This window comes from Halovulum sp. GXIMD14794, assembly GCF_054457455.1.
In genome coordinates, this window is the sequence record NZ_JBTLNF010000004.1 from 169,824 (window position 1) to 188,045 (window position 18,222).

An 18,222-nucleotide genomic window follows, 5' to 3' on the forward strand; every position below is an offset into this window, starting at 1 on the left:
ACTCCTGCAAAGGTCGGGTGCACCTGAATATCGCCCCGAGGGGCGAAGGCCAAGGGCGGCCCGGCAAGAGGGTGGGCACGAGAGCGGGTTTCAGCGTGAAAATCGGGGATTTCATCGTGAAAACCCCCTTAAGGCCATGATATGTAAAGTGAAAAGAGTGTGAAAACTTCGTTAACGCCCCACGGCAGGGCCGAAAACGCTATGTTCGGTCGCGCTCGTGGCGCTGCAATCCGGGGAAGTCGGGCAGCCAGGACTCGCGGCGGATCACCCATGTCTCGTAGCTGGGCACCAGCCGGTCGGGCGCATCGAGCGTGCCGAGATGCACTTCGGTCTCGCCGCCCGAGACCGCGAACACGGACGAGCCGCAGCGCGGGCAGAAATGCCGCCCCTCCCAGGATCGGGTCCGTCCGGTGACGCTGACCGCACCGGCGGGATAGATCGCCGCGGCGTAGAACACTGCGCCGTGGTGTTTTCGGCAATCCATGCAGTGACAGACAGTCACCCGGTCCGGCGCACCTTCGGCCACCAGTCGGACCTCGCCGCAGAGGCAGCCGCCGGTATGGCGTTCGGACTTCATGGGCCCAGCAGCGGCGCACCGGTGGCGGCGCGCACCGCCTCGGCGTCGTGGCCAGGCATGACCTCGACCAGCACCAGCCCCTCGGGCGTGGGGCGGATCACCGCCATTTCGGTCACGATCAGGTCCACGGGCCGGGTCGAGGTCAGCGGCAGCGCGGTTTCCTGTACAATCTTGGGCCGGCCCTTGTTCGTGTGCGTGGTCGCGACGATCACACGCCGCGCGCCGGTCACGAGGTCCATCGCCCCGCCCATCCCGGGGATCATCTTGCCCGGAATCATCCAGTTCGCCAGCAGGCCCTTGGCATCGACCTCCAGCGCGCCCAGCACGGTGACGTCGATATGCCCGCCCCGGATCAGCCCGAAACTCATGGCGCTGTCGATGGCGGCGGCGCCCGGCACGGCGGTGATGAACCCGCCGCCCGCGTCGGTCAGGTCCGGGTCCTCCATCCCCTCGGGTGGGCGAGCGCCCATGCCGATCACGCCATTCTCGGCTTGGAAGAAGACGCCGAAATCGGCGGGGATGTGGTTGGCGACGATGCTCGGCAGGCCGATGCCGAGGTTCACCAGGGTACCGGGACGGATCTCAGCAGCGACGCGGGCGGCGATGATGTCCTTCACGTCGGTCATGCGGCCCGTCCCAGGATGTGGTCGACCAGCGCGCCCGGCGTGCGGACCGCGTCCGGCGGGATCACCCCGACCGGTACGATATGCTCGGGCTCGGCGATCACCAGCTTGCCGGCCATCGCCATCACCGGATTGAAGTTCTGCGCGGTCAGGAAATACTCGAGATTGCCCACGTAGTCCGCCCGGCGCGCGGCGATCAGCGCGATATCGGCGCGCAGCGGGGTTTCCAGCAGGAAGCGTTTGCCCTCGACCTCGACCACCTGCTTGCCGTCCTCGACCGTGGTGCCGAGCCCCGTGGGCGTCAGCACGCCGCCAAGGCCCACGCCTGCCGCGCGGATCCGCTCGACCAGCGTGCCTTGGGGGACCAGCTCGACCTCCAGCTCTCCGGCGTTCATCTGCGCCTGCGTCTCGGGGTTCAGCCCGATGTGCGAGGCCACCAGCCGCCGCACCGCGCGGGCCGTGATCAGCTTGCCTATCCCCACCCCCGGCAGCGCGGTATCGTTGGCGATCACCGTCAGGTCGCGCCGCCCGCAGCTCACCAGCGCATCGATCAGCCGTTCGGGCGAGCCGACGCCCATAAAGCCGCCGATCATCACCGTCGCCCCGTCGGGCACAAGCGCCGCAAGCTCGGTCGCGCGAATTGCCGGTTTCATCCCCTGCCCCCTAGTTGCCGCTGCGCCCCTCGGCCAGCGCGGCGTCGAGTTCCGCCTGATCCCAGAACCCTATCACATAGCCGCGCCGCAGTTCGCCATCGGATCGCGCGGCCATTGCCGCATCGCTCATCGTGACCCGGTTGTGATGCCCGCGCGCCCAGGCGTTCATCGCCTCGGCCAGCCGGTCGCGCTGGTCCCCGTGGGCGGGGTCCGCGCCCAGGTCGGTCAACTCGTCCGGGTCGGTCTGAAGATCGTAGAGCATTGGGCGGAAGCCCTCGGCGTGGATGTATTTCCAGCGCCCATCGAAGACCATCACCATGCGGCAGTCCGCGACCGGCTGGTTCAGGATCTTCCGCGCGCGCCGCACCGAGTAGTCGTACTCGGCGAACGCATAACGCCGCCAGTCGGTCGCCTGCCCGCGCAGCAGCGGCAGCAGCGAGCGTCCCTCGAGGATGTGCGTCCTCGGCTCTCCGCCCGCCCAGTCGACGAAGGTCGGGGCAAGGTCGATCGCCTCGACGAGGTGGTCCATGACCTGGCCGCGCGTCGCGTCCGCCTCGGGCGTCGGGTCGACCACGATCATCGGGATCCGGGCCGAGGCGTCGTGGAACAGTTCCTTCTCGCCCAGCCAGTGATCCCCGAGATAGTCGCCGTGATCCGAGGTGAACACGATCAGCGTGTCCTTGCTTCGTCCGGTCTCGTCCATGAAGGCCATCAGCCGCCCGATCTGGTCGTCGATCTGAGCGATCAGCCCCATGTAGGCCGGGATCACCCGCTGCCGGACCTCGTCGCGGGTGAAGACCTTCGAGAAGGTCAGTTGGAAATAGGCCTCCAGCACCGGATGCGGGTCCGCGCGCTCGGCTTCGGAGCGGACCGGCGGCAGTACGTGCTCGGGTCCATACATGTCGTGATAGGGCGCGGGCACGATATAGGGCCAGTGCGGCTTGATGTAGCTGAGGTGCAGGCACCAGGGGCGGTCGCCTGCGTCCTCGATGAACTCCATAGCGCGGGTGGTCGTGTAGGGCGTTTCGCTGTCCGGCTCGGCCACGCGGGCGGGCTTGTCGGCATGTTCCATCAGCCAGCCCGAGAGGATCTCGCCGTCCGGCCCCTCGGCCGAGTTCGCCCACTGCTCCCACGGGTTCGGGCCGTCGAAACCCTTTGCACGCAGGTGGTCCTCGTAATGCGACGGGCGCTTGGGCTCGTCGTCGGGGTGCAGCCCGTCGAGCCGGTCCCAGACCTCAAAGCCGCATTCGGCGATGCGCTTGCCGATCCCCTCAGCCGGGTCGAGACCCAGGCGCCGCAGCCCCTCGATGTCCGCCGCCATGTGGGTCTTGCCGCAGAGCGCGGTGCGCAGGCCCAGCGGCTCCAGGTGGTCGCCTAGGGTCATCTCGCCGACGCGCAGAGGCACGTTGTTCCAGGTCGCGCCGTGCGAGCGCGGGTAGCGGCCGGTGTAAAAGCTCATCCGCGACGGGCCGCAGATCGGCGACTGGCAATAGGCGCGGTCGAAACGCACGCCCCGCGCGGCCAGCGCGTCGATGTTCGGCGTCTTCAGGTACGGGTGCCCGGCACAGCCGAGGAAATCCCAGCGCAACTGGTCGCACATGATGAAGAGGATATTGCGGGTCATTCGGGGCCTTCCTGTCTGCGCCAGCGCGCGGATCATGTGGTGTCCGGGATCAAGGCGCAACGCCCCTGCCGCCGGCCTTTGCCGCGCGCGCGCTCATGCGATACCGTCGCAGCGGGCGCACGGGCGCCTTCCCGATGGCGGCAAGGAACGGACATGGCCCTGATCGACGATCCCCAGCAGATGCTGCAGCGCCTCGAGTCCCTCGCCGAGCTGGAAAAACGCCTGTCCTTCCGCATCAGCCGCCTGTCGAAACTGCTGGACGGGCACGCGACCAAGTACCTGGCGCAGCACGGGCTCGGCCTGACCTGGTACCGGATCCTGATGGTGCTTGGCATCTTCGGCGAGACCACCGCCGCTGACCTCAGCCGTCTGATGGTAATCGACCGGGCACAGATCAGTCGGGCGGTCTCGGACCTGCTGGCGCGCGGCTTCCTGATCCAGCAGGAGGACCCAACGAACCGTCGCCGCAAGCTGCTGAACCTGACCGAGGCGGGCCGTGCGCTGCTGGCCGAGGTGCAGCCGCAACTGGAAGCGCGGCAGAAGGTGTTCGTGGACCTGCTGGAGGACAGCGAGCTGGAGGCGCTGCGCGGCGCCATTGACAAGATCTCGCGGCATCTGGCGATCGAGCTTGAGCAGCCGGACGCTGCCCCCTCGTCGCTGCCGCCGGGCGATTGAGCCTCAACCAGCGATCCGCACCTCTCCGCCTGAAAGGGTGACCGGCACCGGGACCAGCGCGCAGCCCTCGCCGTGCCCGTCGATCCCCTGCCCCGTGGCGGCGTCGAACCCCGCATCGTGGTTGGAGCAGAGCAGCGTCAGCCCGTCCGCCGACAGCACGTCCGACTTGCGCCAATCCAGAGGCAGGTACTGGTGCGGGCAAGCGTTGAAAAAGGCGACCAGACCAGTGGCGCCGCGCACCAGAAGCAATGGAAAACCGTCCAGCTCGACACCCAGTGTCCCTGAGGCGGGCAACGCGTCCTCAGCGCAGATCAACGTCCCCGGCTGCGGCGCACGCGGCAACCCGCGCCAGTCCTTCACGGCAGCCACCCTGCGTCAGCCCTTGACGAAATAGGCCAGCGTGCCGCGGGTCAGCACCGCATCGCCTGGCAGAAGCCGGTTCGGGGCGATGACCTCGGCCCTTTCCAGCCGGTCGTACAAAGGCCCGAAGTCGCTGTCGCAGGCCGCCAGAAGCGCCTCGAAACTGTCGATCACGAAATAGACCTGCTGAAAGTCGTCGATGATGTAATCGGTCCGCATCACCCGCTCCAGATCGAACCGGACACGGTGCGGCGAGGGATCCTCCAGCGCGAACACGCTTTCAGCGGTCGAGGACATGATCCCGGCGCCGAACAGGCGCAGCGCGCCCGCCTCCTCGATCAGGCCGAACTCGACCGTGTACCAGTAGAGTCGCGCCAGGTTTTTCAGCCGCCCTCGCGCCAACGCCCGCGCGCCAGCCTGCCCGTAGGCCTGCAGGTAGGCGGCATAAACCGGGTCGGCCAGCAGCGGGACATGACCGAAGATGTCGTGGAACACGTCCGGTTCCTCGATGTAGTCCAGCTCGGCTTCGGACCGGATGAACGCCCCCGCGGGGAAGCGCCGGTTGGCGAGGTGGTCGAAGAACACCTCGTCCGGGACCAGTCCGCGCACCGCGACGACGCGCCAGCCGGTCAGCGCCTCCAGCCGGTCCGAGAGCCGCCCCATGTGCGGGATCCCGCCCGAGGAAAGGCGCAGCGCCTTCACCGCCTGAAGGAAGGGCGCGCACGCGCGAGACGCCAGCACCTCGCCCGAGCGCGCGAACAGCCGGTCCCAGCGGTCGTGCTCTTCGGGCGTGTAGGCGTCCCATTGCTGGTCGATGGTGAAATCGGCCGCCTGGGGCGCATCATCGTAGCGATGCCTCGGGTCGGCCGCGAGGCTCACGCGTCGGCCTCCAGCACGCCGCGGGCGATCTGGTCCGCTTCGATGGACTCGAAGAGCGCCTTGAAATTGCCCTCGCCGAAGCCGTCGTCACCCTTGCGCTGGATGAATTCGAAGAAGATCGGCCCGATCACCGTCTGCGAGAAGATCTGCAGCAGCACCCGCGTGTTGCCGCCGTCCACCACGCCCTCGCCGTCGATCAGGATGCCGTGCTTCTTCAGCTTCTCGACCGGCTCGCCGTGGTCGGTCACCCGGTCGTGGCTCATGTCGTAATAGACCGGCGGCGGCGGCGGCATGAACTCGATGCCCTTGTCGGCGATCAGGTCGGTCGCGGTATAGATGTCCTCGGTGCCCACGGCGATGTGCTGGATGCCCTCGCCCTTGTATTCGCGCAGGTATTCCTCGATCTGGCTGTTCGCGTCGGCGCTTTCGTTGATCGGAATACGGATCTTGCCGTCCGGCGAGGTCAGCGCGCGGCTGAACAGGCCCGTCTGCTTGCCCTTGATGTCGAAGAAGCGGATCTCGCGGAAATTGAACGCCTTGGAATAGAAGTCGTACCAGGTGCTCATGTTGCCACGCTCGACGTTATGCGTGAGGTGGTCGATATAGTAGAAGCCCGCGCCCTCGGGCTTCGGGTCCGGCTCGCCCAGCCAGTCGAACTCGGCGTCGTAGCAGTTGCCGTCCGCGCCGTAGTTATCCACGAAATAGAGCAGCGAGCCGCCGATGCCGACCACCGCCGGCACGTCCAGGCTCTTGCCCGGCCCGGTGTACTCCTCGGCGCCATAGTCCAGCGCGCATTTCAGCGCGTGCTGCGCATCGACCACCCGCCAGGCCATCGCCGGGGCACAGGGGCCGTGGTCCTTGACGAACTGCGCGGCATGAGAGCCCGGCTCGCGGTTCACCAGGTAGTTGATGTTGCCTTGCCGGTAGAGCGAGATGTCGCGCGTCTTGTGCCGCGCCACCTCGGTATAGCCCATGCGGGTGAACAGGTCTTCCAGCTTCCCGGCCTCGGGATGCGCGAATTCGACGAACTCGAACCCGTCGGTCCCGGCGATGTTCGCGCTGTCGATCTTCGCTTTCGGTGCGTCGTGCGGAAACGGTCCCATAAGGAGCCTCCCTCGATTGCCGGCAGGGGTTACGTGCCCACCCGTGCCGCCCGTCGATTGTCCCGGCCCGCGGGGTGCCGACTCGCGGGTCGGTCACAGGGGGAATCTGTTCCCATAATGATGCCTTGTCAACATTTCAGGTGCCCTCGCAACCTTGAGCGCCAGACTTGCGCCGCACGCCCGCAGGCCCCTAGGGTGCGCCGAAACTCCAGGAAAGCCGCACCCATGACCCAGTCCTTGACCCTTGCCGCCTGCGCCGAGATGCTCTGGCCCGACCGTCCCATCGACTGGCGCTGCAAGCGGCTGGACGAGATGGGCTTCGCGGTCGGCCTGTGGAACTGGCCTGCGCATGATCTTGATGCGCTGGAGCGCTCGGGCGCGCGCTTTGGCGTCATGAACGGCGTGCTGCGTGGCGGGCTGACCGATGCCGACAGCGCCGCGGCCCTGCTGGACAGCGCCCGCGAAAGCGTCGCCGTAGGCAAGCGCCTGAACGTCGAGCGGCTGAACCTGACGCCTGTGGTGTTGGCCAAGGGCGGCAGGCCCGAGCGGCCCATCGAGACCGTGACCGGCGCGATGTGGATGTGCGCCCGCGACACGCTGGAACGGCTCGCCGACCTGGCCGAGGCCGAGGGCGTGGTCTTCGCCCTCGAGAACCTGAACACCGAGGTCGACCACCCCGGCGTGCCCTTCGCCCGGGCGGCGGACACGCTGGCGCTGGTCCGGGCCGTGGACCGGCCGGGGCTGAAGATGAACCTCGACCTCTATCACGTGCAGATCGGCGAGGGTCAGCTGATCGAGACCTGTCGCCGCGCCCTGCCCTGGATCGGCGAGATCCAGGTCGCCGACGTGCCCGGACGGCACGAGCCTGGCACTGGCGAGGTGAACTGGCCCGCCGTCGCGCGGGCGCTGCACGGCATGGGCTACACCGGCACCGTGACGATGGAGGCACGGCCCTCAGGCGATACGGAAACCGCGCTGGAGGCATTCCGCGCAGCGTTCACGGTCTAGTCGGTCAGCGGGTGGAAACAGGCGGCCTCGGTCCGGCCCGCGCCCGCCTCCAGCACCGGCACCTCGGCGCGGCAACGCTCGGTCGCGCGCGGGCAGCGGGCGGCGAAGGCACAGCCCGGCGGCGGGTTCAGCGGATCCGGCAGTTCAGTGCCCTTGGCCTCGGGCGCTTTCAGCGCGCGTCCCACGACCGGGGCGCTGTCAGCCAGCAGTTTCGTGTAGGGATGGCGGGGCGCGCGGAACACCTCTTCGGCGGGCCCGAGTTCCACGACCGAGCCGAAGTAGAGCACTGCGATCCGGTCCGAGACCGCTTCGACCACGGCGAGATCATGGCTGATGAACAGGTAGGTCAGCCCGAACTTGCGCTTCAGGTCCGCCAGCAGGTTGAGCACCTGCGCCTGCACCGAGACGTCCAGCGCCGAGACTGGCTCGTCCAGGATCAGGATCCGCGCGGCCGCCGCCAGTGCCCGCGCGATGCCGATCCGCTGAGCCTGCCCGCCCGAGAACTCGTGCGGGTAGCGGTCCAGGAATTCCTCGCGCAGATTGACGCTGGCGAACAGCTCGGCGATCCGCGCGGCCCGCGCCTTGCGGTCCATGCCGTGCAGGTGCCTGAGCGGCGCTTCCATGATCTGCCGGATCGTCTTGCGCGGGTTCAGCGACGAGATCGGGTCCTGGAAGACATACTGGATGCGCCGCCCGAAAGCCGCCGGATCGGCGGTGTCGAGCGCCGCGCCCTCGATCTCGATACTGCCGGTCGAAGGCTCGATCAGCCCCACCAGCATCCGCGCCAGCGTTGTCTTGCCGCAGCCGCTCTCACCGACGATGCCAAGGGTCTCGCCACTCTCGACGGTCAGCGTGACCGGATGCACGGCACGAACGCCCGCGCGCGGGCGGCCAAGCAGGGTGCGCCCCACTGGAAAGGTCTTGGAGAGGGCGTCGAGACGCAGCGCGGCGGTCATTCGGCAACCTCCCGGTTGGCGGTGTTCTCGGGGTAGAGGCAGCGCACCGCACGCTGGCCGTCGCCGCGCAAAGCGATCTCGCCCTTTCGGCAGTCCGACTGCACCTTGTGGCAGCGCTCGGCGAAGGCGCAGCCCTCGGGCAGGCGGTCAACGGCGGGCGGCAGGCCGGGGATCGCCTCCAGCCGCCGCTTGCCCTCGCCCAGCTCCGGCACGCAGGCGATCAGCCGCGCGGTATAGGGATGCCGGGGCGCGCCCAGCACGTCCGCCGTCGGCCCCTCCTCGACGATGCGGCCCGCGTACATAACCGCGACCCAGTCGCAGAGCTGCCCGACCACGCCGAAATCATGGGTGATGAACACGATCGCCAGCCCCCGGTCGCGGCGCAGATCGTCGAGCAGCGCGAGGATTTGCGCCTGCACGGTCACATCCAGCGCAGTTGTCGGCTCGTCGGCGATGATCACGTCTGGGTCGTTCGCCAGCGCCATCGCGATGCCGACGCGCTGACGCATACCGCCCGACAACTCGTGCGGGTAATCGCGCACCCGGCTTTCGGGGTTGGGAATCCGCACCGCGCGCAACAGCTCCACTGCTTTCGCCCGGCCCTCGCCGGCCGAGATCGGCCGGTGCGCCCGGATCGCCTCGATCAGCTGGTCGCCGACGCGATAGAGCGGGTGCAGCGTCGAGAGCGGGTCCTGAAAGATATAGGCCACCCGTCGCCCGCGCAGATCCCGCAAGTGTCGATAAGGCGCGCCGATCAGATCCTGCCCCGCGAAGCGCACCGCGCCCCCGGTGATGGCCCCCGGCGGCGAGGCGACCAGCCCCATCACCGAAAGCGCCGTGACCGACTTGCCCGAGCCGCTTTCACCGATGATGCCCAGGCACTCGCCCGGTTTCACGGCCAGATCGACGCCACCAACGGCGCGGTAGACCCTATCCTTGACGTGGAACTGCGTCTGCAGACCCTCGATCGAAAGAATGCCCTCGGCCTTTGGCTCCGGCACCGGTTCGCGCCGGTCCACAAGCGTCGCCGCCATCGGCCGCGACAGCGCCCCCGACTTCAGGCGCGGATCCAGCGCGTCGCGCACCCCGTCGCCCAGCAGGTTTATCGACATGACGATGACCAGGATCATCAGCCCCGGCACCACCGAGGTATGCGGGTTGGTGATCAGCGCCGAGCGCGCCTCGCCCAACATCGAGCCGAGGTCCGCCTGCGGCGGCTGCGACCCGAGGCCCAGGAACGACAGACCCGCCGTTTCCAGGATCATCCAGCCCACCGTCGTCGACATGGCGATGACGATCACCGGGATCACGTTGGGCACGATCTCGGTCAGGATGATCCGTGCGGTGGACATGCCCGACAAGCGCGCGGCATCGACGAACTCCTTGTGGGCGATGCCCACGGTCACGCCCCGGATGTTCCGCGCGAAGAACGGGATGTTGACGGCGGCGACCGCGATCAGCGCGTTGAACAGACCCGGCCCCAGCGCCGCGACGATGGCCAGTGCCAGCAGGATGTACGGAAACGCCATCAGCATGTCGACGCCGCGCATGATCAGGTTGTCGGTGCGGCCCCCGAAGAAGCCCGCGACGACACCGATCGCGGCGCCCCCAACCGCCGCGATCAGCGCCGCCGCGAACCCGACTGCCAGCGACAGCCGGGTCCCCCACAGCAGGCGCGAGAGCAGGTCTCGCCCCAGGTGATCGGTGCCCAGCAGCGCGCCTTCCGAAAACGGCCGCTTGAACCGGTCCGCCGTGCTGGTCACGTCCGGATCGGCCAGTGGCAGCAGCGGCGTCACCAGCGCCAGCAGGACCACCAGCAGCAACACGATGCCCCCCGCCAGCGCCAGCCGGTTGCGGGCCAGCAGCTTCAGGAAGGCGCTCATGTCTTGATTCTCGGGTCGAGCATGGTCTGCGCCACGTCGACCACGATGTTGAACAGCACATAGCAGGCGGCGACGAAGACCACCCCGCCCTGCACCAGCAGGATGTCCCGCGTCAGGATCGCATCGACCAGCATCCGGCCCACGCCGGGCCACTGGAAGACGATCTCGATATAGACGGCCCCCGACAGCACGAAGCCCGCCTGGATGCCGAGAACCGGGATGATCGAGACCATCGCCGCCTTCAGCGCGTGCCGCCAGATCACCCCGCGCTCGCGCACGCCCTTGGCCCGTGCGGTTCGGATGTAGTCCTGCCGCAGCACCTCGAGCATCGCCGAGCGTGACAGCCGCGCGATCACCCCCGTCGCCACGACCGCCAGCGCGATGGCAGGCAGCGTAAGGTGGCTCAGCAGCGCCGCGAGGTTCCGATCCCCATAGATCGGCCACATGCCCGAAACCGGGAACCAGCGCAGGTTCACCGAGAACAGCAGGATCATCATCATCCCAAGGAAGAAGGACGGGATCGAAATGCCCAGCAGCACCGCGAAGGTGATCGCCTTGTCGCCCCAGCCGTACTGGTTCGCCGCCGAGACCACGCCCGCCGCGATGCCCAGCAGCGCACACAGCACGAAGGCGGTGCCGGCCAGGATGAGCGTCGCGTTGAACCGCTCCAGCACCTCGTCCAGAACCGGCCGGTTCAGCGAGAACGAGGTGCCGAAATCGCCCTGCAGCATGTTGCCGAGCCAGATGAAATACTGCTGCACCAGCGGCTTGTCCAAGCCGAGGTCGCGGTTCAGCTTCTCGACGTTTTCAGGGGTCGCGTAGGAGCCGAGGATCGCCGTCGCCGGATCGCCGGGGATCAACGCCATTATGAGGAAAACGATGACCGTGATCCCCAGCAGCACGGGGATCGCCGAAAGCAGACGCTTCAGGATGTAGCCGGTCATCGGTCCTCTTCATCTGCCGCGGATGTGCGGCGGCGGCAACCCGGCGCCCGTTGGCGGGGCGACGGTGAACGGTCGTTCAGTTCTTCGCAACGTCGTCCAGCAGCAGGAAGAACGAAGGCTGCAGGCTGAAATTCTCGACCCGGTCGCTGGTCACGGCGTTCTGCTTCCAGTTCGCGACGAACACCCAGGGCGCATCCTCCTGCACGATTTCCTGCATCTGCTTGTAGAGCCCGGCGCGCTCCTCCTGGTCCGTCGAAACGCGGGCTTGCTCCAGCAGCGCGTCGACGTCCGGGTTCGAGTAGTAGCCCGAGTTGAAGCCGCCCGCGTCAGGCCAGGCCTCGGTCCGCAGCGCGAGATAGGGCAGCGTGTCCGGATCGTTGGTCATCCACGCCATCTCGGCCATGTCGGCCTTGCCTTCCAGCCCCGGATTCACCTCGCCCAGGAAGGTGTTCCACTCGTAGGTCTCGATGCTGACGTCGAAGCCCACGGCCTCTAGGTCCGCCTGGATCGCGGTGCCCATCGCCACCGGGTCCAGCATCCCCGAGCCACCCTCGGTGACATAGAATGTGAGCTCGGCCCCCTCGGCCCCGGCCTCGGCGATCAGTTCCTTTGCCTTCTCGGGGTCATAGGGATAGGGCTCAAGCGTCTCGTTGTAGGCCCAGGCAAAGGCCGGAGGGGTCGGACCGGCGGCGACCTCGGCGGTGCCCTCCAGCACGTCGTTCACGATGGCGGCCTTGTTGACCGCGTAGTTCGCCGCCTGCCGCACGCGCTTGTCGGCGAACGGGCCTTCCTTGGCGTTGAGGATAAGGAACCAGACGTGCGGCCCGGCCTGCTCGTGCACGGTGAACTGGTCGCCCTGGAACTCCGACAGCGAGACCGGCGGCACCTCGACCATCAGGTCGATGCCGCCCGCCAGCATTTCGGCGGTGCGGGTGTTGGCGTCGGTGATCGGGCGGAACACGACGGCCTGAAGCTCCGGTGCGCCGTCCCAGTAGTCCGGATTGCCCTCGACCACGACCGCCTCGTTCGAGCGCCACTCGGCGAACTTGAACGCCCCGGTGCCGGACGGGTTGCGCCCGAACTCGGCTCCGTGTTGCTCGACCGCGGCGGGCGAGACGATCAGGCCGGTCGGATAGGCCAGGTTCGACAGGAACGGCGCATAGGGCGCGTTCAGCGTGAACTTCACGGTCAGCGGGTCGACCGCCTCGACGGACTCGACCGCCGAGAAGAAGAAGGCCAGCGGGAACGGGCCGGTGTCGTGATAGGGGTGATCCTCGTTCAGCATCCGCTCGAAGTTGAAGACCACCGCGTCGGCGTTGAACGCGCTGCCGTCGTGGAACGTCACGCCCTCGCGCAAGGTGAACGTGTACTCGGTGCCGTCGTCGCTGATCTCCCAGCCGGTGGCCAGCGCCGGTTCGACCTCGAGCGTGCCGTCCTTGTAGCGCACCAGCCCGTCGTAGACGTTCATCAGGATGCGGAAATCGTTCACCGCCGTCACCGCCGCCGGGTCCAGCGCCTTCGGTTCTGCGATCTGGCCGACGATCAGCACGCCCGGAGGCGTCTGCGCAAGCGCGCCGGTCGCACCGCCGAGCGCGAGGCTCAGCGCGGTTCCCGCGACCAGAAGGCCGCGCCGGGTCATTCCAATGGGGGACTTCAGCATCTCACCTCTCCTGTGCCGTTTTCGGCAATTTATCATGATAAATTGAATGAGGCCAAATTTTCATGATAAATTCAACCCGCAACCCAAGGGAGCCGGGGAAATGACGATCTCGATTCTGGCCTTTGACCGAAAAACAGGCAGTTACGGGGGTGCCGCCACCACCGGCGCTCTGTGCGTCGGGGGCTGGGTGCTGCGCGGAGACCCCGAATCGGGCCTGTCGGCCTCACAAGGCTCGCTGCCCAGCACGCTCTGGGGGACCGCCGTGCTGGAGCAGATGCGGGCGGGCACTCCCGCCGAACAAGCCGTCGCCGCCGTCACCACGCCCGACGCTGGGCGCGCGCACCGCCAGCTGGCAGCGCTCGACCCCAAGGGCGGCACCGGGCATTTCACCGGCGCCGACAGCATCCCCGCCGCCGCCGCCCGCACCGCCACGGATATGGTGGTCGCCGGCAACCTGCTGTCCTCGGAATCGGTGCTCGACGCCTGCCTGCAAGGCTACCTGGACGCGCAAGGCACGCTCTCCGAGCGCCTGCTGGCCGCCCTGCGCGCCGCCTCGGACGCCGGAGGTGACAGCCGCGGCCTGCTGTCCGCCGCACTGCTGGTCGTGAATCGCGCCGCGCCGCCGCTGACCCTGCGCATCGACCATTCGCAGACCCCGCTCGCCGATCTGGCCGAACTGCACCGCCTTGCCACCACCGGCGCCTATGCCGACTGGGCGCGGCTGGTCCCGACCCTCGACGAACCCGAGCGCGCCGAGCCGTGGCAGGCACCCACCTGAGCCTCAGCCGATGAAACGCTTCATCACCACGGCTTCCTGGTCCTCCATCAGATCCCGCGCCATTCCCATGTGCGAGGCCATGACCTGCCGCGCGGTCTCGGCATCGCCGCGCTCCAGCGCGTCCAGCAGGTCCTGCTGATGCCGACGTCCGCGCGCCCACAGCTCGTGGTTCGGCGTGGTGTAGAGCCGCTTGTAGACCGTCAGATCCGCCAGGATCTGCGCCATGAAACCGATGAAGAATCCCAGCAGCGCATTGTCCGCGAACTCGGCCAGCCGCGCGTGGAAGGCCAGCGAGTCGACATGCTGCGCGCGCTCTTCCTCGGCATCGGCGGCGGGTTCGGCATAGCGCGCCATGATCGCCCGAAGCTCGCCGATCTGCTCGGGCGAGAGCTTGCCCGCCAGCGTCGCGGCGAGTTCCGGCTCCAGCGCGATCCGCACCTGATAGATGTCGGCAATGGTGATGTTGCGGAAGTAGAAATAGTTCCCCAGCAGCGCATGTGCCCGGTCCTTCGAGACCGCGCCCACGAAACTGCCGCCGCCCGGCCCGGTCTTGGTCTCGACCAGCCCCTGCGCCTGCAGGATCCGCATCGCCTCGCGGATCGTGCCCTTGGACATCTGGAAGCGCGCGATCAACTCGGCCTCGCCCGGCAGCCGGTCGCCGGGGTGCAGCCCCTGCTCCACCACCCAGTCCTTGATCGCTTCGGCCACGCGCACCGGCCGCGACTTGCGCGGAGCGCGCCCGCCGGGGCCCGCGCTGTCCAGTGTCGTCGCCGCCATGTCGCGCCCCGTCCGTTCTGAAATGCCGTCTCCGCAGGAAACCCATTCATCATGATAAATTCAAGTGCCCCCGCCGACGGAGATACCGCCGCGACCCGGTTGGAGCGTATCGCCAAGGCTTCGGCGGTCGGTCCCGGCGTCACCCGCCTGCCCTACACGCCCGAGCATTCGGCCGCGCTGGACCAGATCCGCGCGTGGATGCAGGACGCCGGGCTGGAGCCCCGGCTCGACGCCGCCGGCACGCTGATCGGGCGCACGACGGGCGATCCGGCGCGGCCCGCGTTGCTGCTGGGCTCGCATCAGGACAGTGTGCGGCAGGGCGGCGCCTTCGACGGGATCATGGGCGTGGCGCTGGCCTGCCTTACAGCAAAGCGGCTGCAAGGCGCGGACCTGCCCTTCGCGCTCGAGGTGCTGGCCTTCGCCGACGAGGAAGGCGTGCGCTTCCCGACGGCACTCATCGCCCCCCGCGCGCTGGCGGGCACGCTGCCAGCCGATGCGCTGGCGATGACCGATGCGGAAGGCGTGCCGATGGTCGAGGCGATGCGCCGCTTCGGCCTGACGCCCGAGGATATCCCGGCGCTGCGCCGCGATCCTGCCAGCGTGGTTGGCTATCTCGAGGCCCACATCGAGCAGGGCCCGGTTCTGGAACGCGAGAACCTGCCGCTGGGCGTCGTCATCGCGATCTGCGGCATCGCCCGCTATGCTGTCACCTTCACCGGCGAGACCGGCCACGCGGGTACCCTGCCAATGCAGGGCCGCCGTGACGCTCTGGTCGCCGCGTCCGAATTCATCGCCGAGGTCCACGACCGCGCCGCCGCCCTGCCCGAGTTGCGCGCGACCGTCGGCCAGATCTCCATCGCACCGAACGTCGTCAATGCGGTGCCCTCCCGCGCCGAGTTGACGCTGGAGGTCCGCGCCCCCGAAGACGCCACCCGAGAGGCTTTCGAGGCCGACGCGCAGGCGCTGGCCAAGATTCTCGAAGAGCGGCGCGGTGTCGGCGTAACCGTGACCCGCACCTACGCCCAGCCCGCCACCGCCTGCGACGCGCGGCTGCGCGCCTGCCTGAGCGATGCCATTCAGGCCACGGGGCAGCGCCCGCTGGCCCTGCCTTCGGGCGCCACGCACGACGCGTCGGCAATGGCGGATCTCTGTCCGGTCGGAATGCTGTTCGTCCGCTGCCGGGACGGCGTCAGCCACCGCCCCGAGGAATATGCCGCGCCCGGGGACATGGACGCGGCGGTCACGGCGCTTGTTGGCGCGATCGAGCGGCTCGCCTGCGCCTGAGCGCTACTTGCCCTCGGCCTCGGCAAGCTCCACGTCGAGCAGCGCCTTCTCGTGCTTCAGCTGCTCCATCACCACCGGGTCCGGGAACTGGTGACGTTCCATCTCGGCCAGTTTCGCGGCCACTTCCTTCTGCTTCTCCTTCAGGTGCTCCAGGCTCTGCGCTTCGGTCATCGAAATCACTCCTCGACAGCGCGGCCCCAACTGGCCGCTTCCCCCCTCAAGGAAGTGCGCTTTGGCGCGCCGGCAAGGGCGCGTAATCCCGTGCCGAAGGCGCCGCGCTGGACCGTTAACGAAGTTTTCAGAAAGTTTTCAGGATATATCTCATGGGCTTAAGGGGGTTTTCACGATGAAAACCCCCGATTTCACGCCGATTGCACGGTGAAACAGCTCAGTCCTCGAAGGCCTCGACCACCCGCCGCTCGCCCAGCGCGAACGCGTCCGCGACGTGGATCATCGGGCTGTAATCGGTATCGCTCTCGCCCCCGTCCATCAGCTCGGCCATACGGGTATAGAGGCGCGGATACTCGTGATCCCCGGCGGTCTCGACCAGCTTGCCGTCGATCAGCAGTTCCGAGCCCCCTTTCTTCAGGCTCAGCGTCCCGCCCTCGGTCTCGACATCGATATCCCAGGTCTGCGGCCCGGTCTGCCGCCAGTCGAACACCGCCGAGACGTCGGCCCCCTGCGGGTGGCGGAAGGACAGCTCTGCCGCAATCGGCGTGCCCTTGTTCTCGGGGAAGTCCAGCACCGCCTTTTCTACATGCACGGGCTGCGGCAGGATCTTGGTCAGGATCGACAGCGCGTTGATCCCCGGATCGAAGACGCCAAGGCCGCCCGGCTGCCAGATCCACTCCTGCCCCGGATGCCAGTGCCGCACGTCCTCTTTCCAAGTGATCCGCAGCGAGGTCAGCCTGCGGTCCCTCAGCCAGTCCCGCGCCGCATCGACCTGCGCCGCCTCGCGGCTGTGCCACGTCGCGAAGATCGAGACGCCTGCCTCGTCCGCCAGCCGGCGCAGCTCGAAGCACTCGGCCACGGTCGCACCCGGCGGCTTTTCCATCATGACATGCTTGCGCGCTGCAATCGCTTCGGCGGCATAGTCGAACCGCGCGGCAGGCGGCATGCACAGCGAGACCACCTCGACCTCGGGATGCGCGGCCAGCATCTCGGCTTGCGTCGCATAGGTCGGCACGCCCTCGACCTCGGCGTTGCGGCTGACGGCGGCGACCAGTTCGAACCTGTCCGAGCCTTCGATCGACGGGATATGCTGGGTCCGGGCGATCTTGCCGACGGACACGAGCGCGAGCTTGTAGGCCATGAGTTCCTCCCCTGCCTCGTTGGGTTGCAGAGGAGTTAGCACCAAGCGGCGGGCCGCGCCACCGGATCAGATCGCGACCAGGTGGTTGTCCCAGGTCAGGTCGGGCGCGGCCGCGACCTGCCGCAGCCCCGCGCTGCCGCCCATCGCCAGCCCGCCTTCCACGGTGACGGCAAATCCCTCGCCCAGCCGCGCGACCCCCGAGGCAAGCGCAAGGTCCCGCCCCGGCAGCGGCGCGCCTGTGCGCCCGTCGAAGAAGATCACGTGCCCACCTTTCGGGCCGGTCACAGCGATTTCCGCCCCATCCGCCGACACCGCGATCGAACCCGCATACTGCTTTAGCCGCGCGGTTTCGGGGTGATCGAGATAGGCCAGCGCCTCGCCCCGCCGGTGCGCCGCCAGCAGCGGCACCTGCTCCAGCGGATTGCCCTGCCATTGCAGCGCGGCGACGATGCGTCCCGAGCCGTCGACGTCGATATGCCGGATCGAGTTCAACCGCTGATCCTCGGGCGCCCCGACCTGCTCGACGATCGCTCCTTCAGGCGACAGGTACGTCAGGTTCGGCCGCATGGTCGGCAGGTTCAGCTTGGCGCGCTCGAAATCAGGGTGGGTCTGGATGCCGCCGTTCGCCACGGCGAAACCGCCGCCCGGCAGGCGGATCATCTCGTGCGGGCCGATCCCGCCCGACGGCACGTCATCCACACGCTTGTAGCCGTCGCGGGCATCCCACACGCCGATCCGGCCATCGGGCACGTCAAAGGCATTCTCGGTCGTCAGCAGCATGCTGCCGTCGGCGGTATAGGCACCGTGACCGTAGAAATGCCGCCCCTCGGGCGCGTCGAGCCTGCCGATCTCGGCCCCGCTGGCGCAGTCGAGGATCACCGCGAACCGGCCCGGTCGGCGGGCGAAAGCGACGGCCTCGGCCCGGTGTGGGTGGGCGGCGGCGGCGTGGCCCCGGCCCGGAACGGGGATGCGGAACAGCTCCTCCCCCTCGGCGGTCAGGCCGACGAGGAAGGTCGCGTTGCGCGCATCCGAAGCGGCACTCAGGTATTTCGGTGCGCCCGCCTCGGCCCAGGCAGGCGCGGCAAGAATGGCGGCGGATCCGGCCAGAAAATGACGGCGGCGCATC

General features: G+C 68.2%; 19 protein-coding genes. 4 read left to right on the forward strand and 15 right to left on the reverse strand.

Annotated features, from left to right (window positions below):
• Window positions 1–199: 199 nt before the first annotated feature.
• From ACW9UR_RS07495 to ACW9UR_RS07510, 4 genes are read right to left on the reverse strand one after another with little or no spacing between them, the layout of a single operon-like run.
• A complete protein-coding gene (locus ACW9UR_RS07495) occupies window positions 200–577 on the reverse strand; it encodes a GFA family protein (RefSeq protein ID WP_458916340.1) in 378 nt (125 codons plus the stop codon).
• Window positions 574–1,203: a 3-oxoacid CoA-transferase subunit B gene (locus tag ACW9UR_RS07500; protein WP_458916341.1), complete on the reverse strand. Its 630-nt coding sequence runs from the start codon at window positions 1,201–1,203 to the stop codon at window positions 574–576. The genes ACW9UR_RS07495 and ACW9UR_RS07500 overlap by 4 nt, the downstream gene beginning before the upstream one ends.
• On the reverse strand, window positions 1,200–1,853 hold the full coding sequence (locus ACW9UR_RS07505) for a CoA transferase subunit A (RefSeq protein ID WP_458916342.1): 654 nt from the start codon (window positions 1,851–1,853) through the stop codon (window positions 1,200–1,202). The genes ACW9UR_RS07500 and ACW9UR_RS07505 overlap by 4 nt, the downstream gene beginning before the upstream one ends.
• Window positions 1,854–1,863: 10 nt before the next feature.
• The gene (locus ACW9UR_RS07510; protein ID WP_458916343.1) at window positions 1,864–3,477 is read right to left on the reverse strand and encodes an alkaline phosphatase family protein; all 1,614 of its coding nucleotides are present in this window, start codon (window positions 3,475–3,477) and stop codon (window positions 1,864–1,866) included.
• 153 nt (window positions 3,478–3,630) lie between these two features.
• Here ACW9UR_RS07510 and ACW9UR_RS07515 point away from each other — a divergent pair, with 153 nt between their 5' ends.
• Entirely contained in the window at window positions 3,631–4,152 is a 522-nt protein-coding gene (locus tag ACW9UR_RS07515; RefSeq protein WP_458916344.1) for a MarR family winged helix-turn-helix transcriptional regulator, read from the forward strand.
• 3 nt (window positions 4,153–4,155) lie between these two features.
• Here ACW9UR_RS07515 and ACW9UR_RS07520 read toward each other — a convergent pair whose 3' ends face one another.
• The 3 genes from ACW9UR_RS07520 to hppD are packed head-to-tail and all read right to left on the reverse strand — an operon-like array spanning window position 4,156 to window position 6,494.
• Window positions 4,156–4,512 carry a Rieske (2Fe-2S) protein gene (locus tag ACW9UR_RS07520; RefSeq protein ID WP_458916345.1) on the reverse strand — a complete coding sequence of 119 codons (357 nt, stop codon included), beginning with the start codon at window positions 4,510–4,512 and terminating at the stop codon, window positions 4,156–4,158.
• 15 nt (window positions 4,513–4,527) lie between these two features.
• On the reverse strand, window positions 4,528–5,391 hold the full coding sequence (gene phhA, locus ACW9UR_RS07525) for a phenylalanine 4-monooxygenase (protein ID WP_458916346.1): 864 nt from the start codon (window positions 5,389–5,391) through the stop codon (window positions 4,528–4,530).
• Complete coding sequence (gene hppD / locus ACW9UR_RS07530; protein ID WP_458916347.1) at window positions 5,388–6,494, reverse strand: 4-hydroxyphenylpyruvate dioxygenase; 1,107 nt, start codon at window positions 6,492–6,494, stop codon at window positions 5,388–5,390. Before hppD ends, phhA begins: the two co-directional genes overlap by 4 nt.
• Before the next feature lie 225 nt (window positions 6,495–6,719).
• Here hppD and ACW9UR_RS07535 point away from each other — a divergent pair, with 225 nt between their 5' ends.
• Entirely contained in the window at window positions 6,720–7,502 is a 783-nt protein-coding gene (locus tag ACW9UR_RS07535) for a TIM barrel protein (protein ID WP_458916348.1), read from the forward strand.
• Here the strand turns inward: ACW9UR_RS07535 and ACW9UR_RS07540 are convergent.
• The 4 genes from ACW9UR_RS07540 to ACW9UR_RS07555 form a co-directional block, all read right to left on the reverse strand.
• Window positions 7,499–8,458 carry an oligopeptide/dipeptide ABC transporter ATP-binding protein gene (locus ACW9UR_RS07540; RefSeq protein WP_458916349.1) on the reverse strand — a complete coding sequence of 320 codons (960 nt, stop codon included), beginning with the start codon at window positions 8,456–8,458 and terminating at the stop codon, window positions 7,499–7,501. The two genes, ACW9UR_RS07535 and ACW9UR_RS07540, sit on opposite strands and share 4 nt — an antisense overlap.
• Entirely contained in the window at window positions 8,455–10,341 is a 1,887-nt protein-coding gene (locus ACW9UR_RS07545) for a dipeptide/oligopeptide/nickel ABC transporter permease/ATP-binding protein (protein WP_458916350.1), read from the reverse strand. The genes ACW9UR_RS07540 and ACW9UR_RS07545 overlap by 4 nt, the downstream gene beginning before the upstream one ends.
• A complete protein-coding gene (locus tag ACW9UR_RS07550) occupies window positions 10,338–11,285 on the reverse strand; it encodes an ABC transporter permease (RefSeq protein ID WP_458916351.1) in 948 nt (315 codons plus the stop codon). The genes ACW9UR_RS07545 and ACW9UR_RS07550 overlap by 4 nt, the downstream gene beginning before the upstream one ends.
• 76 nt (window positions 11,286–11,361) lie before the next feature.
• Window positions 11,362–12,945: an ABC transporter substrate-binding protein gene (locus tag ACW9UR_RS07555; RefSeq protein ID WP_458916352.1), complete on the reverse strand. Its 1,584-nt coding sequence runs from the start codon at window positions 12,943–12,945 to the stop codon at window positions 11,362–11,364.
• A gap of 100 nt (window positions 12,946–13,045) precedes the next feature.
• On the opposite strand from ACW9UR_RS07555, the gene ACW9UR_RS07560 reads away from it, so the two are divergent.
• Window positions 13,046–13,723, forward strand: a complete 678-nt coding sequence (locus tag ACW9UR_RS07560) for a DUF1028 domain-containing protein (protein WP_458916353.1) — start codon at window positions 13,046–13,048, stop codon at window positions 13,721–13,723.
• Between the two features lie 3 nt (window positions 13,724–13,726).
• On the opposite strand, the gene ACW9UR_RS07565 is transcribed toward ACW9UR_RS07560, so the two are convergent.
• Window positions 13,727–14,437 carry a FadR/GntR family transcriptional regulator gene (locus tag ACW9UR_RS07565; protein WP_458917162.1) on the reverse strand — a complete coding sequence of 237 codons (711 nt, stop codon included), beginning with the start codon at window positions 14,435–14,437 and terminating at the stop codon, window positions 13,727–13,729.
• A 114-nt stretch (window positions 14,438–14,551) separates the two neighbouring features.
• Here ACW9UR_RS07565 and ACW9UR_RS07570 point away from each other — a divergent pair, with 114 nt between their 5' ends.
• Complete coding sequence (locus tag ACW9UR_RS07570; protein WP_458916354.1) at window positions 14,552–15,784, forward strand: M20 family metallo-hydrolase; 1,233 nt, start codon at window positions 14,552–14,554, stop codon at window positions 15,782–15,784.
• Window positions 15,785–15,787: 3 nt separating this feature from the next.
• On the opposite strand, the gene ACW9UR_RS07575 is transcribed toward ACW9UR_RS07570, so the two are convergent.
• From ACW9UR_RS07575 to ACW9UR_RS07585, 3 genes are all read right to left on the reverse strand, one after another.
• The gene (locus tag ACW9UR_RS07575; protein ID WP_458916355.1) at window positions 15,788–15,955 is read right to left on the reverse strand and encodes a hypothetical protein; all 168 of its coding nucleotides are present in this window, start codon (window positions 15,953–15,955) and stop codon (window positions 15,788–15,790) included.
• Window positions 15,956–16,172: 217 nt separating this feature from the next.
• Window positions 16,173–17,096, reverse strand: coding sequence for a Gfo/Idh/MocA family protein (locus tag ACW9UR_RS07580; protein ID WP_458916356.1), 924 nt, complete (start codon window positions 17,094–17,096; stop codon window positions 16,173–16,175).
• 66 nt (window positions 17,097–17,162) lie between these two features.
• A complete protein-coding gene (locus tag ACW9UR_RS07585) occupies window positions 17,163–18,221 on the reverse strand; it encodes a DUF1513 domain-containing protein (protein WP_458916357.1) in 1,059 nt (352 codons plus the stop codon).
• Window position 18,222: the final 1 nt, after the last annotated feature.

Bases quoted from the DNA above. Each gene is read 5' to 3' on its own strand.
- ACW9UR_RS07535 (WP_458916348.1), top strand. From the start codon at position 6,720: ATGACCCAGTCCTTGACCCTTGCCGCCTGCGCCGAGATGCTCTGGCCC.
- ACW9UR_RS07560 (WP_458916353.1), top strand. From the start codon at position 13,046: ATGACGATCTCGATTCTGGCCTTTGACCGAAAAACAGGCAGTTACGGG.
- ACW9UR_RS07580 (WP_458916356.1), bottom strand. From the start codon at position 17,096: ATGGCCTACAAGCTCGCGCTCGTGTCCGTCGGCAAGATCGCCCGGACC.
- ACW9UR_RS07555 (WP_458916352.1), bottom strand. From the start codon at position 12,945: ATGCTGAAGTCCCCCATTGGAATGACCCGGCGCGGCCTTCTGGTCGCG.
- ACW9UR_RS07495 (WP_458916340.1), bottom strand. From the start codon at position 577: ATGAAGTCCGAACGCCATACCGGCGGCTGCCTCTGCGGCGAGGTCCGA.
- ACW9UR_RS07570 (WP_458916354.1), top strand. From the start codon at position 14,552: ATGATAAATTCAAGTGCCCCCGCCGACGGAGATACCGCCGCGACCCGG.
- ACW9UR_RS07585 (WP_458916357.1), bottom strand. From the start codon at position 18,221: ATGCGCCGCCGTCATTTTCTGGCCGGATCCGCCGCCATTCTTGCCGCG.
- ACW9UR_RS07575 (WP_458916355.1), bottom strand. From the start codon at position 15,955: ATGACCGAAGCGCAGAGCCTGGAGCACCTGAAGGAGAAGCAGAAGGAA.
- hppD (WP_458916347.1), bottom strand. From the start codon at position 6,494: ATGGGACCGTTTCCGCACGACGCACCGAAAGCGAAGATCGACAGCGCG.
- ACW9UR_RS07510 (WP_458916343.1), bottom strand. From the start codon at position 3,477: ATGACCCGCAATATCCTCTTCATCATGTGCGACCAGTTGCGCTGGGAT.
- ACW9UR_RS07515 (WP_458916344.1), top strand. From the start codon at position 3,631: ATGGCCCTGATCGACGATCCCCAGCAGATGCTGCAGCGCCTCGAGTCC.
- ACW9UR_RS07550 (WP_458916351.1), bottom strand. From the start codon at position 11,285: ATGACCGGCTACATCCTGAAGCGTCTGCTTTCGGCGATCCCCGTGCTG.
- ACW9UR_RS07500 (WP_458916341.1), bottom strand. From the start codon at position 1,203: ATGACCGACGTGAAGGACATCATCGCCGCCCGCGTCGCTGCTGAGATC.
- ACW9UR_RS07505 (WP_458916342.1), bottom strand. From the start codon at position 1,853: ATGAAACCGGCAATTCGCGCGACCGAGCTTGCGGCGCTTGTGCCCGAC.
- ACW9UR_RS07545 (WP_458916350.1), bottom strand. From the start codon at position 10,341: ATGAGCGCCTTCCTGAAGCTGCTGGCCCGCAACCGGCTGGCGCTGGCG.
- ACW9UR_RS07540 (WP_458916349.1), bottom strand. From the start codon at position 8,458: ATGACCGCCGCGCTGCGTCTCGACGCCCTCTCCAAGACCTTTCCAGTG.